The 14637-nt window shown below is 39.5% G+C and carries 15 protein-coding genes and 1 pseudogene; 8 read left to right on the top strand and 8 right to left on the bottom strand.

What is annotated here, in order from left to right; genetic code table 11:
* Positions 1 to 81 precede the first annotated feature (81 nt).
* Both CMT41_RS15050 and dnaB read left to right on the top strand, forming a co-directional pair.
* Complete coding sequence (locus CMT41_RS15050; protein ID WP_057182356.1) at positions 82 to 1047, top strand: DUF4097 family beta strand repeat-containing protein; 966 nt, start codon at positions 82 to 84, stop codon at positions 1045 to 1047.
* A 168-nt stretch (positions 1048 to 1215) separates the two neighbouring features.
* On the top strand, positions 1216 to 2634 hold the full coding sequence (gene dnaB / locus CMT41_RS15045; protein ID WP_057182354.1) for a replicative DNA helicase: 1419 nt from the start codon (positions 1216 to 1218) through the stop codon (positions 2632 to 2634).
* Positions 2635 to 3229: 595 nt separating this feature from the next.
* Here dnaB and CMT41_RS15040 read toward each other — a convergent pair.
* Both CMT41_RS15040 and CMT41_RS18805 read right to left on the bottom strand, forming a co-directional pair.
* Complete coding sequence (locus CMT41_RS15040) at positions 3230 to 3649, bottom strand: secondary thiamine-phosphate synthase enzyme YjbQ (RefSeq protein WP_057182352.1); 420 nt, start codon at positions 3647 to 3649, stop codon at positions 3230 to 3232.
* A 21-nt stretch (positions 3650 to 3670) separates the two neighbouring features.
* Positions 3671 to 3994 (bottom strand): LysR family transcriptional regulator, encoded by a 324-nt coding sequence (locus tag CMT41_RS18805; protein ID WP_257721050.1) that lies wholly within the window; start codon positions 3992 to 3994, stop codon positions 3671 to 3673.
* 39 nt (positions 3995 to 4033) lie between these two features.
* On the opposite strand from CMT41_RS18805, the pseudogene CMT41_RS19940 reads away from it, so the two are divergent.
* A pseudogene (locus CMT41_RS19940) lies at positions 4034 to 4147 on the top strand (hypothetical protein); the annotation flags it as partial.
* Positions 4148 to 4278: 131 nt separating this feature from the next.
* On the opposite strand, the gene CMT41_RS15030 reads toward CMT41_RS19940, so the two are convergent.
* The 4 genes from CMT41_RS15030 to CMT41_RS15015 all read right to left on the bottom strand — a co-directional run bounded on the left by CMT41_RS15030 (position 4279) and on the right by CMT41_RS15015 (position 7083).
* Complete coding sequence (locus tag CMT41_RS15030) at positions 4279 to 4809, bottom strand: VOC family protein (protein WP_057182348.1); 531 nt, start codon at positions 4807 to 4809, stop codon at positions 4279 to 4281.
* Between the two features lie 178 nt (positions 4810 to 4987).
* Positions 4988 to 5848, bottom strand: coding sequence for a formyltetrahydrofolate deformylase (purU, locus tag CMT41_RS15025; protein ID WP_058027727.1), 861 nt, complete (start codon positions 5846 to 5848; stop codon positions 4988 to 4990).
* A gap of 129 nt (positions 5849 to 5977) precedes the next feature.
* Positions 5978 to 6205 (bottom strand): VF530 family DNA-binding protein, encoded by a 228-nt coding sequence (locus CMT41_RS15020; RefSeq protein ID WP_057182344.1) that lies wholly within the window; start codon positions 6203 to 6205, stop codon positions 5978 to 5980.
* 149 nt (positions 6206 to 6354) lie between these two features.
* Entirely contained in the window at positions 6355 to 7083 is a 729-nt protein-coding gene (locus tag CMT41_RS15015) for a glutathione peroxidase (protein ID WP_057182342.1), read from the bottom strand.
* 291 nt (positions 7084 to 7374) lie between these two features.
* On the opposite strand from CMT41_RS15015, the gene hutG reads away from it, so the two are divergent.
* Both hutG and CMT41_RS15005 read left to right on the top strand, forming a co-directional pair.
* Entirely contained in the window at positions 7375 to 8163 is a 789-nt protein-coding gene (gene hutG, locus CMT41_RS15010; RefSeq protein ID WP_057182341.1) for an N-formylglutamate deformylase, read from the top strand.
* 111 nt (positions 8164 to 8274) lie between these two features.
* A complete protein-coding gene (locus tag CMT41_RS15005) occupies positions 8275 to 9684 on the top strand; it encodes a formimidoylglutamate deiminase (RefSeq protein WP_058027726.1) in 1410 nt (469 codons plus the stop codon).
* A 33-nt stretch (positions 9685 to 9717) separates the two neighbouring features.
* On the opposite strand, the gene CMT41_RS15000 is transcribed toward CMT41_RS15005, so the two are convergent.
* Positions 9718 to 10074, bottom strand: coding sequence for a hypothetical protein (locus tag CMT41_RS15000; RefSeq protein WP_057182337.1), 357 nt, complete (start codon positions 10072 to 10074; stop codon positions 9718 to 9720).
* A gap of 162 nt (positions 10075 to 10236) precedes the next feature.
* On the opposite strand from CMT41_RS15000, the gene ccoG reads away from it, so the two are divergent.
* The 3 genes from ccoG to CMT41_RS14985 are packed head-to-tail and all read left to right on the top strand — an operon-like array spanning position 10237 to position 13375.
* Entirely contained in the window at positions 10237 to 11700 is a 1464-nt protein-coding gene (gene ccoG, locus CMT41_RS14995) for a cytochrome c oxidase accessory protein CcoG (RefSeq protein ID WP_058027725.1), read from the top strand.
* A complete protein-coding gene (locus tag CMT41_RS14990; RefSeq protein WP_057182335.1) occupies positions 11700 to 12686 on the top strand; it encodes a serine/threonine protein kinase in 987 nt (328 codons plus the stop codon). Before ccoG ends, CMT41_RS14990 begins: the two co-directional genes overlap by 1 nt.
* 44 nt (positions 12687 to 12730) lie before the next feature.
* Positions 12731 to 13375: a thiol:disulfide interchange protein DsbA/DsbL gene (locus CMT41_RS14985; RefSeq protein ID WP_058027724.1), complete on the top strand. Its 645-nt coding sequence runs from the start codon at positions 12731 to 12733 to the stop codon at positions 13373 to 13375.
* A 155-nt stretch (positions 13376 to 13530) separates the two neighbouring features.
* On the opposite strand, the gene CMT41_RS14980 is transcribed toward CMT41_RS14985, so the two are convergent.
* A complete protein-coding gene (locus tag CMT41_RS14980; protein ID WP_057182331.1) occupies positions 13531 to 14601 on the bottom strand; it encodes a trypsin-like peptidase domain-containing protein in 1071 nt (356 codons plus the stop codon).
* Positions 14602 to 14637: the final 36 nt, after the last annotated feature.

Below are 14637 nucleotides of genomic sequence, written 5' to 3'. Positions count from 1 at the left end.
AAAGGCTCTTTAATAACGAGCAAGGTTAATTTAAAGCCGAGTGAGCTAAACACAGTAAAATACCCAACAGCAGAGGTTTCTATGAACAGATTAAGCAGAAAAGTACAGCAATGCGCCAATATCATCACAATGGCGACTTGTCTGCTATTCAGTAGCCAATTACTCGCCGCCACCGAGATAGCGCAAAGCTTACCCAGTGAAACGGTTACTAACGTAGCTATCAGTAATCACGGTGGTTTTATTACTGTTATCGGCTGGGATAAAGATAAAATATCGGTTTCCGGCACTTTAGACGACGATGCAGAAAAACTTATTTTTGAACAAAAAGGCGCACAAGTTATTATCGAGGTTGAATATCCAAGAATGGATAATTGGCGCGCGGATGGTTCAAAAATCATCGTCTTTATGCCTAAAAATATTCGCATGAAATCTTCAAGTATTTCTAGCGAGATACATGTATCTAACTTACATGGTGGTGTAGAAGTTAATACGGTAAGTGGTGATATTTTGGCGAAAAACCTAACACAAAGTGTTGAGCTAAATAGTATTAGTGGCAATATCAATAGTCATAACTTAGCTGGCAAGGTGTCGTTAGCTGCGGTCAGTGGTGATATTCAAGATAATAACTCTACGGGGCGTTTAGAAATTAGATCGGTTAGTGGTGAAGTTGTTATTAATAGCCAAGCCAAAGAAGTCTTTTTTAATAATGTTTCCGGCAATAGTGAGCTTAATTTAGCTGAAGTTATTGAGTTGCGTATCAGAACGGTCAGTGGCGATATACAAGCAACACTCACTTTAGTTGAAAAAGCCCTGCTAAAAGCATCTACGGTCAGTGGCGACTTAACTTTCACCTTCCAAAAAGGGGTTGATGCTGATTTTTCCCTAAAATCGAGTGTTGGCGGTGACATAGACAATAATATTACCAAGGAAAAAACCGAACATGCAGAATATGGTCCGGGTGCTAAGTTAAATTTTCAAACCCTAAACGGTAGTGCCTTAGTTAGAGTGTCAACCGTTAGCGGTAATATCGAGGTTAGTAGTAAATAACCTATTTACTCTTTAAGCCCTTTTAGGGAAATATTTTATATTCCCATAAGGCAATTTCTGCTACATTAACACTCCTTTTTAGATACTCGTTATTGCTGTTTTAAGCTAGTTAAAGCTAGCGTTAAAACCAGCGCGAGTATAGTAATGTAGCAGAGTAGGGTTAAGGTAATGGCCGACAAAAAGCCACGTAAATTTGCGAAAGAACAGCAATTGATTAGAGATAAACAAATTGATGAGTTAAAAGTACCTCCGCACTCGTTAGAGGCTGAACAGTCGGTGCTTGGTGGTTTGTTACTTGATAATGAAACCTGGGACCGTGTGGCGGAAAAAGTGGTTGCCGATGATTTTTATAGTCGCTCTCATCGCCTTATCTTTGAAACTATCGCTAGCTTAATTGAGTTAAGTGAACCAGTTGATTTAATTACCCTGTCGGAAGCTTTAGAAAACGATCAAAAACTTGAGGACGCCGGCGGTTTTGTTTATCTCGCCGAGATGATGAAAAACACCCCAAGTGCCGCGAACATTACCGCTTATGCCGACATTGTTCGCGAACGAGCGGTAACCCGTGAAATGATCAGTGTTGCCAATGAAATTGCCGAAGCGGGTTATGATCCCCAAGGGCGTAGCAGCGCAGACTTGCTCGATTTTGCTGAAACCAAAGTTTTCGCTATTGCAGAAAAACGTGCCATTAAATCTCAAGGACCAGAAAGCCTAAATTCGGTCTTAGAAAAAACCGTTGACCGTATTGAAAAGCTTTGTTCAACACCATCAGGTGGTGTTACCGGCGTCCCCAGTGGCTATCCAGACTTAGATAAAATGACTGCTGGTTTACAAAAATCTGATCTTATTATTATTGCCGCGCGTCCATCCATGGGTAAAACCACCTTTGCCATGAACTTGGTCGAGCATGCTGCGATGACACAAGAATACCCCGCATTAGTGTTTAGTTTGGAGATGCCCGCGGAGCAGTTAATGATGCGTATGTTAGCCTCATTAGGTCGTATCGACCAAACTAAAATCCGTACCGGTCAACTAGAAGATGAAGATTGGGCGCGGTTATCATCAACCATGGGCTTGTTGATGGAAAAAGGTAAAATGTTCATTGATGATGCGTCTGCGTTAACGCCGACAGAATTACGAGCCAGAGCACGTAGGATTCACCGCGATCATGGCGGTATCTCTATGATCATGATTGATTATTTACAACTGATGCGCGCACCGCAGTTTTCTGATAACCGAACGTTAGAAATTGCTGAAATATCTCGTTCACTGAAAGCCTTAGCGAAAGAATTAAAAGTACCTGTTGTCGCGCTCTCTCAGTTAAACCGTGGCTTGGAGCAACGCTCTGATAAACGTCCTATTAACTCTGATTTACGTGAGTCGGGTTCAATTGAGCAAGATGCCGATTTAATCATGTTTATTTACCGTGATGAGGTTTATAACGACGATAGTGAATTTAAAGGCATGGCAGAAATCATTATTGGTAAACAACGTAATGGACCTATTGGTCGTATCGCACTAACCTTCCAAGGTAAGTACTCGCGCTTTGACACTTATGCCGGACCACATGTATTACAAGAAGATTAAATGAATAGTTTAATAGTATTCATATTGTCGTTGTATTACTCAATTTGTGCGTAAAAAGCACTCATTGACTAACGTCATCCCCGTGGTGTTTTAGTCGGGGATCCAGTTTGCTAATAGCTTCGATTTCTAAACATTGGATTCCCGATCAGTAACTTCGGGAATGACGCCTTAAAGCTTTAAAGTCTTTAAATGAATTGTTTAATAGTATTGATATTGTCGTTGTATTACTCAATTTATGCGTAAAAAGCACTCATTGACTAACGTCATCCCCGTGGTGTTTTAGTCGGGGGAGCCAGTTTGCTAATAGCTTCGATTTCTAAACATTGGATTCCCGATCAGTAACTTCGGGAATGACGCCTTAAAGCTTTAAAGCCTTTAATTTAATGGTTTAATAGTTTAATAGTATTCATATTGTCGTTGTATTACTCAATTTATGCGTAAAAAGTACTCATTGACTAACGTCATCCCCGTGGTGTTTTAGTCGGGGATCCAGTTTGCGAATAGCTTCGATTTCTAAACATTGGATTCCCGTTCAGTAACTTCGGGAATGACGCCTTAAGTTTAAAAGCATCTAACTTTGTTTGCTATTTAAGTGCTATTCGCCATTGATGGTCGCCACAATCGTGCGGCTACTGGCATGGTTTCTATGCTCACCTAAATATATTCCCTGCCAAATACCTATATTTAATTGCCCGCCGCTAATGGGTAAACTCAAACTATTACCTAGCAGGCTAGCTTTTATATGGGCAGGCATATCATCATCACCTTCATAAGTATGTTGATAATACGGTGCTCTTTCTGGGACAAAATGATTAAAGTGCGCTTCCATGTCGCTGCGTACCGTTGGGTCAGCATTTTCATTCAGGGTAATGGAAGCCGAGCTGTGTTTTATAAAAAGGTGCAGAATGCCACAGTGCACTTTATTTAGCTTAGGCAGCTGGCTTAGTACCTCCTCGGTGATTAAGTGAAAACCACGCTTTCTTGCTTTTAATAATAATTCAGTTTGCTGCCACATAGCTTACTCCAATAATTTAATTCAATTGTCTAACTGTTTACTATTTTTATTATAACGGGCATAGAGCTTTTTATGAATGCCGGTCTCGCCTAAGCGCATACAATGAAATAGTGACGGAGCCTTTAATACGGCATTTACTTGTTTAATCTTAGGTAATATCTCTTCGCCAAGGTTCAGGAGCAGTTTACCCGCCTTGGTAAATTCCACCGGCGAAGTGTTACGAATAAATAATGGCGTGTTTAATCTTTGCTCTAAGTCTTTTATTTGATGTGATAAAGCCGATTGACTACTAAATAAAACCTCCGCCGCTTTACGGATATTTGCAGTATTGGCAAGGGTTGCCAGTGTTTATAAATATTTTATTTCGAACATAATGAATTTATTTTATGGGTAAACCCAGATTGTGGGTTAAAAACACGTGGCTGGACAGAAACTAAGCTGGCCTTAGAAAATATGGTCAATGCCGCTAAGCAATTGCGTAAAGAGTATCAGGCTTAGCTTGAGTTAGCTAAAAGCTAATGGCAAAATAAAAAGCCCGCTAGTGAAAACTGGGGGCTTTTTTAGTGCTAGGTCTAGGTGTTAAAAAGAGAGTCCCGTGCTGAAAGCTAGTTCATTTTTCCCACAGCAGTTTAATCTAGCTGGTGCAACCAAGCTGCATGACGTGGCGCACGTTTAGTCACTGACCATTCTTCAATCATCTCATAAGCCACTCTATTCAGTTCTTTAAACTGTTCGGCAGTACCGGTATTGGTCGCAAGTTCTAAACGATGGCCGTTTGGATCGAAAAAATAAATAGACTTAAATACGCCGTGATTTACCGGGCCTAAAACGTCAACACCTTTACTTTCAAGCTCTTCTTTCGCTGATACCAAGGCATCATAACTAGCAACTCTTAGGGCAATATGTTGCACCCAAGTAGGAGTATTTTGATCTCTGTCCATGGCTGGCGAATTAGGCAGTTCAAAAAAGGCTAAAACATTCTCATTACCCGCATCAAGAAAAATGTGCATGTAAGGATCTGGTGCCTTGGTAGAAGGCACTTCATTTTCAGCAATAGCAAGCACTAAGTCCATGTTTAACTTATCTTTGTACCAGTCAGTCGTTTCTTTGGCATCTTTGCAGCGATAGGCAACGTGATGAATTTTTTCAACATTAATCATAATGAGGACTTTTATTAAAATAGGTTATAGAGTAATTTTAATCATAAAGTGGACAATTAGGCGAATTTTAGCGCCATTTAGTGCCTTGCTATGCGTCAGGGGGAGTTGACGACTGTAAATAATTACTTACAGTCGAATTAATTCGCTAGGTATTCGCTAGGTATTTGCTCAGCTAAAGTTACGCAAGAATTACCGTTTTATCACCATTTAGACAGACTCGCTGTTCGGCATGCAGCCTTACCGCATGGCTTAAAGCCGTGGCTTCTAAGTCATGTCCCATATGCACCATCTGCTCTATGGTGAAAGTGTGATTAATGGGCTTTACTTCCTGAGCGATAATAGGACCTTCGTCAAGGTGAGCAGTAACATAATGAGCGGTAGCGCCAATGACTTTAACACCACGAGCATGTGCTTGATGATAAGGGCGAGCCCCTTTAAAGCTTGGTAAAAAAGAGTGATGGATATTAATTGCTCGGCCTGATAATTGCTGACAAAAGTCATCAGAGAGTATCTGCATATAGCGTGCTAATACTAATAAGTCCACTTTCAGCTCTGTCATCAAAGCAGTAATTTGTGCTTCTTGCTGCCGCTTTGTTTCTGCGGTTACCGGTAAGTAAAAAAATGGAATATTATGCCATTCACTTAGCGCCTGACAGTTTTGATGATTCGAGATGACGCCAACGATATTGATGGGTAATACGCCGGATTTCCACTTAGTCAATAATGACACTAAACAGTGATCATCCTTAGACACGGCAATCAAAATATTGGGCACATCATCACGTTTACGTAATTGATATTGCATGGCGAGCGGCTTTGCTAATTCATCCAAGGCGGTAACAAATTCACGGCTAGAAACCGTTAAATTACGATCATCAAAAGCAATACGTGAAAAGAAGGTTTCACTATAAGGGTCACTGTACTGTGATGTTTCGGTAATAAAAGCCCCGTGTGAAAAGAGGCTTTGTGATACTTTGGCGAGTACGCCACTATTATCAGGGCATTGCCAAGTTAAAATATAATGGCTGGCGGAAGACATAAGGCACTTATTTCTAATGAGTATTACTGCCATCATTAGACATTTTTCTGCACATTACCAGTGCTTTAATAGCTTGTCTGGCTATATGTTATAGAATTAGTAAGCTGCTAATTAGATGATTATTTATGCTTAAGTGTGGATTTTATTTTTATTGTTAAGGTAAAGCTGCTCAACCTTCTCTCTCGCCCAGGGAGTTTTTCGTAAAAATTTCAAGCTTGATTGAATGCTGGGATTGTCAGTAAAACATTTTATTTTAATGGTTTTACCTAAGGTCTCAAAGCCAAAATGGCCTTCTAATTCAGTGACTATGGTCTTTAAATTAATACCATGAAGCGGGTTATAAGGCTGGTTATCCATTATTAATTCCAATAAGTAACATTCGTGCTAGCGCTAAGGTGCAGCAGTAGTTGTAAACAAAAACACAATAACGACAGTATATCATTACTGTGTTTTTATTGGGGTATTGCTTGCTTTCAGGCTTTAGGCTTAAAGCAAGCAAAGGGCGACTAGCTAAAGTATTTAGTTAACTCATCATTACCACCAATATGTTTTCCATCAATAAATATCTGTGGTGTGGTATCCGCTTGGGTAATGGCGCGCATGGCGGTAATGCTGACATCTTCACCTAATACTAGCTCTTCATATTGTAAACCTTGCTCGGCTAATAATGCTTTGGTTTTTGCACAATGTGAACAACCGTGTTTGGTGAATATAGCCACTTCTGTGCTTTGCACTGCTGCAGGGTTGATGAAATTAAGCATGGTATCGGCATCGGAAACTTCAAAGGGGTCGCCGGGTAAATCTGGCTCAATAAACATTTTTTCAACGATGCCATTTTTAACTAACATGGCGTAACGCCAGCTTCGTTTACCAAAACCAATCTCTGCTTTATCAACTAACAAGCCCATGCCTTGGGTAAACTCACCATTTCCATCGGGAATAAAACTAATGTTGTCGGCATCTTGGTCTTTTGCCCACGCATTCATGACAAAGGTATCGTTTACTGAGATACAAATAATCTCATCAACACCATTGGCAAAAAACTTCGGTGCTAATTCGTTATAGCGAGGTAAGTGAGATGATGAGCAGGTTGGGGTAAATGCACCGGGTAATGAAAAAACCACCACTGTTTTGTTAGCAAAAATATCCTGGTAATTACGTGTACTCCAGGTGTCATCAGCTATGATTGGAAAAGTAACTGCAGGGACTTTTTGACCGGTAATATCGTTAAACATAATGAAAATCCTTTCGGGGGTTAATGGTATTTTTTTTGCAGAGTCGCTTAACTCGTTAAGATGAAGCTATTATGCTAGCTCAACTTAGTTAAGTAAAACGCATTAAATCTATCATTACAATAGGTAAAACCTATTTAACTAAGTTGTTAAGAAACGAATTAAAAACTCAGCTTAACCTTGGTTAAGATAAAAAATTCCATCTATCCTTGCTCAGAGTCACTAACGCATGATAAATTAGTAGCGCTTAAGTTGTATATACAATTTGAATAGCAGCCAATTTTGAGGGATAGTATGAATAGAAGTTATGACTTGGTCACGGGCAATATGGGTCTGCTCATTAGCATGCCGCATAACGGGCAATTAATCCCTGACAGTATAGCCAGCACCATGACAAACACTGGCCATCAGGTTGCTGATACTGACTGGTATATGGATAAACTTTATGACTTTGCCCAAGGTCTTGGTATTGCGATTATTAAACCTAGATACAGTCGCTATGTTATCGATTTGAACCGCAATATAGATGGCATAAATTTATACCCTGGAGCAAATAGCACCGAACTTTGTCCCACGACAGCTTTTGATTTATCACCATTATATAAAACTGGGCAAGAGCCCAATGAGGCAGAAATTCAGCGCAGAATTGAGCTTTACTGGCAACCCTATCATCAAGCATTAAACGCTACCCTAACCCAGATGAAAGCACAGTTTGCTAAAGTGGTGTTATTGGATGCCCACTCAATTTTGTCACACGTGCCACGTTTTTTTGATGGGCAATTACCAGACTTTAATTTTGGTAATGCTGATGGTGCAAGCTGCGGCAGCGAACTGATCAATAAAATAGCACAACTTGATTTATCTCCTTATACGAGTGTGGTAAATGGTCGCTTTAAAGGTGGCTATATCACCCGAGGTTATGGCAAGCCAAGAGAAAATATTCATGCGGTGCAGTTAGAGTTATCACAGCATACCTATATGGATGAACCAAGTGATCGTTACAATGAAAAAAAAGCCGCTAAGGTAAAAGAAAAGTTACAAGTATTTGTGCAATGCTTGGTTGATTTTACTCAGCAAAAGTAAAGAATATGCACGTTAATGCTAGCTGGTTTAGCCATGGGCTGGTCTTTTTTTGTAAAGGGTTTAAGTCAATAATTTAAGCACCTCATTAGTAGAGAAGTTTAGTAGAGCAATATGAAACTATACGCAGAAAATATTTTATTAAAAGATGGTTGGGCCAGTAAGCAAACCATTACTATTGAACAAGGTATCATTACGGCCATTGACGCTGGCATGATTGCCGGCGCTGAAATCGCCCAAGGTGCAGTTATTCCTGGCATGGTAAATTGTCATTCGCACGCTTTTCAACGGGCTTTTGCCGGTTTTAGTGAGCAAGGCAGTGAAGGGCAAGATAGTTTTTGGACTTGGCGAAAGATCATGTACCAATTTTTAGCCGAGCTAACCGTCCTTGATGCTAAAAATATTGCTAAACAACTCTATATTGAAATGCTCAAAATGGGTTATACCCGAGTCGCAGAGTTTCATTATTTACATCATGATATTGATGGCAGTACCTATGAGGGTAAAACTTCTGCAGCTATTACTTCTGAAGAAAAGCCAGCAAACCTTGCAACTATGGCGCAAGCCATTTTTGAGGCGGCAAAAGAGTCAGGTATAGGTTTAACCTTATTACCAGTCCTATATCAACACAGTGGTTTTGGTGAACAAGCGCCGAGTGATGGTCAAAAGCGCTTTATCAACTCAACGGAGCAGTTTAATCAATTAGTCAGTGACTGCTTTGCCTTAAGTGAACAATATGAAAATACCAATGTTGGTATCGCGCCACATTCTTTACGTGCCGTTAATAAAACCTCACTACTCAGTGCGGTAGCGCATGTTCGTAGTTTAGATAAGCAAGCCCCTATTCATATTCATATAGCGGAGCAACAAAAAGAAGTTGACGATTGCTTGAACCATTATGGCAAAAGACCGGTGCAATGGTTACTTGATAATATTGAACTTGATAAATATTGGTGTTTAATTCATGCCACTCATATTGATGAGGCAGAAATAAAAGGCATTATTGCTAAACAAGCCATTGCCGGAATTTGTCCAACCACGGAAGCTAATTTAGGTGATGGTATTTTTCCGACCGCAGAGTTTTTAGCACAGCAGGGCACTATTGCCATTGGCTCTGATAGTCATATTTCAGTGAACCCTATTGAAGAATTACGCTGGCTTGAATATGTACAGCGCTTGATAAAGCAGCAACGCGCTATTTTAGCAACAGATGAACAAGCATCTGTAGGGCAAAATTTATGGCAGCGAGCGGCCATAGGTGGCGCGCAAAGTACCAATAGTAATACCGGCTGTTTAGCCATTGGCAAACAAGCTGATTTATTGGTACTAGATAGTGATAAAACTAAGTTATTTGCTAATGCCAACCAACATTTATTAGATAGTATGATTTTTGCCAGTCAGCAAAATCCAGTCTTTGATGTAATGGTAAATGGTTTGTGGCAGATCAGAGCTCAACAGCATGTTGAGCAGGAGCAAGCCAGTGAAAACTTTGCCAAATTATTAGTGAGGTTATCTGCTAGTTAATAGTGCTATTGGCAGGTGCTTTAACCCGAGCGGTTAAAGCATATTGGCATAGCGACTTATGGTTGAGCAGACTTTCTTTTCATTGTTGATATGAAAATCAACATCTCTTTTTTCGGTTTTACAAATGGTGAAATAAAATGTTTTAACATTTTCTCTTGATGAGGTGATTTCTTTTAAGCGTGCCACTTCTGCTTCTGAAAAGGCTGCCAGTTCAGGTACTAAATCTAGATAAATTTTATCTGCTTTTAACCTTACTTTGGTATCACTGAACTTAGCAAAACCATCAAGTAACACTTGTTTCTGCTCGTTATAAAATTGTGTCACTTCTTTATTTGGGTAGAAATGTAAATAGAGTGCCACAGCTACGATTAAGATCAATAAATGCTTCATAATATGTCATATAATAAATTAGAAGAGCTGATTTTATATTAATTGACTCGCTAAGTTAATAAATTATTAGCTATTATGTGCATTTGTTAATAAAATTAAACTTCTTTTAAGGCTAGCAAGTAGCCCATTAGTAGTATTTTACTCGCTTACCAAGGATTCATCGTGAGAGCAAACGACCCATCATCATCTACGCCTAAAACAAATAAGGCGGTAGTTGAACAGTATATTCCTATTAAAAATGTAAAAATTCATGGCAGTAAAAACACCGGTAAAGAGCGTTATAAGCCAGGTGACCAAATATATGTCCGTAAAGTGTCTGGTTTTTTTCAAAAACTCAGGCAACGAATGAACCTAGTCTATTTTGCGTTTTTTCTAATGCTGCCTTGGTTGCAGTTTAATGGTCATCAAGCGGTCTTGTTTGATATCAGTGAGCAACGTTTTACCTTGTGGAGCCTTACTTTATGGCCACAAGATTTAACCTTGTTGGCGTGGATTTGCATACTGGGGGCTTTTTTACTGTTCTTTGTTACTACCTTTCTTGGTCGAGTCTGGTGTGGTTATATGTGCCCACAAACCGTATGGACGTTCATCTTTATTTGGTTTGAAGAGAAAATTGAAGGTACTGCCAATCAGCGACGAAAATTAGATCAGCAAAAATTAAATCGTAAGAAAGTCATACGAAAAACATTAAAACACAGTGCTTGGTTATTATTCTCGCTTTATACCGCGATGACTTTTGCGGGTTATTTTTCGCCGATGCAGGACTTGTTTATTGATGTTTTCACCCTAAATACTAGTGTGATGATGGCTGGTATTTTGGTTTTTTTTACTTTGGCTACCTATGGTAACGCGGGTTGGATGCGAGAAACCGTATGTTTACATATGTGTCCTTATGCGCGTTTTCAATCAGCCATGTTTGATAAAGATACCGTAACGGTTGCTTATGATAGTAAACGCGGCGAAAGTAGAGGTGCTCGTGGTCGAAAACAAGACCATAAAGCCATGGGACTGGGCGATTGCATTGATTGTAACCTATGTGTTGAGGTTTGCCCTACCGGCATAGATATTCGCAATGGCTTACAATATGAATGTATTAACTGTGGTGCCTGTGCGGATGCTTGTGATGGGGTTATGGATAAAATGGATTATGAGCCTGGCCTTATTCGTTATACCACAGAGCATGAATTGCAAGGAAAAAAAGTAAATGTAGTACGCTCTAAACTTATCGGTTATGCGGTGTTACTCGTTATTATGAGCACGTTGTTAGTTCTTGAAATAGTGAATCGTGTGCCGTTATCTTTAGAAATTATTCGCGACCGTACTGAACTGGCAAAAGAGAACTTTAATGGCGATATTGAAAATGTCTTTACCTTAAAAATTCTCAATATGTCGCAAACAGATAATACCTATAAACTTTCAATGCAGGGTATTGCTAATACCCAATGGCATGGTAAACAAGAAGTGACCGTTAAGGCCGCTACTGTCTATACCTTGCCGATAAGTATTTCTGTTGACCCTTATGAATTGGAACATTATATGACTACTATTACTTTTACCGTAGAACAAGTTGCACCGATAGGTGAGGCGAAAATCGAGCAAGAAAGCCGATTTTTTAATAAACATTAATGGCCTCCTTTGATTTTAGTGCTTTGTCACCAGACTTAATTATTGATGGTTTAGAAAGTGCAGGATTTAGTGTTGATAGCGGTTTACTGGCGCTCAATAGTTATGAAAATCGTGTCTATCAATTTCATGATGATAACTTAGTTAAATATGTGACTAAGTTCTACCGTCCTCAGCGATGGCAGCTTAAGCAGATTCACGAAGAGCATGACTTTTCCTTTGAACTTGCTAAACAAGAATTACCGATAGTTGCGCCACTGAAAGTCAATGGCGAAAGCTTGTTTGAATATAAAGGTTATCATTTTGCCGTGTTTCCTTGTCGGGGAGGGCGTATTTTTGAGGTTGACAATCTTAACCAGTTAGAGTGGATGGGACGATTTATTGCTCGTATTCATGCGGTCTCATCGCAAAATGACTTTCAACATAGACCAAATTTTAATACTGATGAGCTACTGTTACAAGCACGTGAAGGTATCATAGCCTCGAACTATGTGCCAAAAAGTTTATCAACAGCATTTTTTACCATTTTAGATCATGTCATTGCGGTTGCCACCGAGCAGTATTTGCCCGCACAACATACTAAGCAAATTCGCTTACATGGTGATTGTCATGCCGGTAATATATTATGGCGTGATGAAGGACCTCACTTTGTTGACTTCGATGATTGTCGAACCGGTCCAGCCATTCAAGATCTATGGATGATGTTATCAGGAGACAGACAACAGCAGTTATTACAGCTTGATACTTTATTGATGGGTTATGAGGAGTTTTTTACCTTTGAAAGTGAGCAGTTGCTCTTGATAGAATCATTAAGAACTATGCGACTGGTTAATTATATGGCATGGTTGTGTAAACGCTGGCAGGATCCGGCTTTTCCCCTAAATTTTCCTTGGTTTAATACTGAAAAATATTGGGAACAGCAAATACTCATGTTGAAAGAGCAAATGTCTGCCTTACAACAAGCGCCGTTAAGTTTGAATAATTTTTAGCTCTAGTTATGATAAATAGGGCCATTTTACTTTAGGAAAAAATAATGAACAAATTACTAAAATCTCTTTTGTTAATGCCGCTATTGGTCTTATCTGTAGGTGCTGCAGCTGCACAATACACTGAAGGGGTGCAATATACTAAAGTGAATGAAACGGTCACTAAGAAAAAAGAAGTGCGAGAATATTTCTCAGTATATTGTGGTCACTGTTTTAAGTCTGAGCCGCTGATGCATGGCATTAAAAAAAGCTTACCTGAGGGCGCTTCGTTTAAACGTAATCATGTCGATTTTCTTCGTGTTGCTAGCCCTAAAATTCAACAAATGATCACTAAAGCAACTGTTGTCGCTGAGCAACTAGGTGATGCCGACAAATTAATTGGTGCTGTCTTTAATTATATTCATGTGCAAAAATCTGTGATTACTTCTGAAAAAGATATCCGTAATATCTTTGTGCTAAATGGCGCAGATGGTGATAAATTCGATAAACTGATGAAAAGCTTTAGTGTTAATTCACAAGCTAAATCAATGAAAAAACACCAAGACAACATGAGTGCTAAACGAGCGTTAACGGGTGTGCCAACCATTATTGTTAATGGTAAGTATAAAATTGACGCAACTAAATTAGATAGAAATAATTTTGAGCAAGATTACCAAAACCTAGTTAAATACTTACTTGAATTAGACTCATAAGTATTATTGCTAGTAGCAGCATCGCTGCGGTGAGTTTTTATTTCTAGTGAATGATTGCTAGATAATAACGCTCATTGCACCAAGCTAACAAAAAAGGCAGACGGTAAATTATACCGTCTGCCTTTTTTTAGCTGATAAATTAACTAGCATCCGTATTAATTTGATAGCTCAATAATTTTAACTTTGATGGTTATGGCATTACCTTGTCGATAAACCTTAAAGGTTAACTCGGTATTTGGCGGTGTTTCAGCAATGATATCTAAGGCGTCAGTGACGCTATCAATCGACTCGTTATCAATTTGATAAACCACATCGTTTACTTGTATACCGGCAATTTCTGCTGGGCTATTTGCCATTACTTCATCAACAACAAAGCCTTTTAACTCTCTATGGTAGTTGTTAGTGGAAATACCTAACCAGCCACGGACAACTTTGCCATTTTCAATGATCTGACGCATTACCTTATAGGCGAGTTGATAAGGCACAGCGAAGAAAATTCCTTGAATCGTTAGTTGAGGATTAGACTGGGTGAATTTTCTTGAATTGATGCCCACTAAAATACCATTGCTATTGATGAGTGCTCCGCCTGAGTTGCCTTCATTGATGGCGGCATCCATTTGTAAAAACTCTAAATAGCTGGTATTGCTCAAGCCATTTCGTCCCGTCGCACTAATGATGCCTTGGGTTACGGTTTGGCCTAAATTGAGCGGGTTACCTATGGCTAGAACTATATCGCCCACTAATGATGTTTGTTGTTCTTTTTGTGGAATGACCGGCAGATCACTAGCATTTACTTTCAACACGGCTAAATCAGTATAATGATCAAAACCTATCAGCTCTGCCGGATAGATCTGACCACTTTGTAGTAGTACCTGAATAAGATCTGCTTGGCGAATAACATGTAAGTTAGTCAAAATATAGCCATGGCTGTCCATAATCACCCCTGAGCCTAAGCGGGTACTTTTACGCGCTTTACGGCCGTATTGCGGATTCACTTCAATTTGTTCAGAGTAAATGTTTACCACAGCGGGGCTGGCGATGCTAACCGCCTTAGCAAAGGACAGTGGCGCCTGCTGCGCTTGACTACCTTTAAAAAGGCTGGTTACCAAACTAGTGCCATTTAAACCAGGAACTAAGCCAGGCATCAGTAGTAAGAGCACCACGGCTAATAATACGCCGTAACTGATTGCTGTGAATATATATTTTATTGAAGAGAAGAGTTTCAAAGGCTATCTTATTTTATGTTGTGCCAAGATTTTCAG

Source organism: Colwellia sp. MT41 (assembly GCF_001444365.1).
Taxonomy (GTDB): Bacteria; Pseudomonadota; Gammaproteobacteria; order Enterobacterales; family Alteromonadaceae; genus Colwellia; species Colwellia marinimaniae.
Note: the sequence above shows the minus strand (reverse complement) of the source record. Positions and strands in the feature narration are given on the sequence as shown.

Coding starts and splice junctions, on each gene's coding strand:
- purU (WP_058027727.1), bottom strand. CDS start 5,848: ATGTCTTCCGCCAGCCATTATATTTTAACTTGGCAATGCCCTGATAAT.
- CMT41_RS15040 (WP_057182352.1), bottom strand. CDS start 3,649: ATGTGGCAGCAAACTGAATTATTATTAAAAGCAAGAAAGCGTGGTTTT.
- dnaB (WP_057182354.1), top strand. CDS start 1,216: ATGGCCGACAAAAAGCCACGTAAATTTGCGAAAGAACAGCAATTGATT.
- CMT41_RS15015 (WP_057182342.1), bottom strand. CDS start 7,083: ATGTTTAACGATATTACCGGTCAAAAAGTCCCTGCAGTTACTTTTCCA.
- CMT41_RS15020 (WP_057182344.1), bottom strand. CDS start 6,205: ATGGATAACCAGCCTTATAACCCGCTTCATGGTATTAATTTAAAGACC.
- CMT41_RS14985 (WP_058027724.1), top strand. CDS start 12,731: ATGAACAAATTACTAAAATCTCTTTTGTTAATGCCGCTATTGGTCTTA.
- CMT41_RS15005 (WP_058027726.1), top strand. CDS start 8,275: ATGAAACTATACGCAGAAAATATTTTATTAAAAGATGGTTGGGCCAGT.
- CMT41_RS14990 (WP_057182335.1), top strand. CDS start 11,700: ATGGCCTCCTTTGATTTTAGTGCTTTGTCACCAGACTTAATTATTGAT.
- CMT41_RS15000 (WP_057182337.1), bottom strand. CDS start 10,074: ATGAAGCATTTATTGATCTTAATCGTAGCTGTGGCACTCTATTTACAT.
- CMT41_RS15050 (WP_057182356.1), top strand. CDS start 82: ATGAACAGATTAAGCAGAAAAGTACAGCAATGCGCCAATATCATCACA.
- hutG (WP_057182341.1), top strand. CDS start 7,375: ATGAATAGAAGTTATGACTTGGTCACGGGCAATATGGGTCTGCTCATT.
- CMT41_RS15030 (WP_057182348.1), bottom strand. CDS start 4,809: ATGATTAATGTTGAAAAAATTCATCACGTTGCCTATCGCTGCAAAGAT.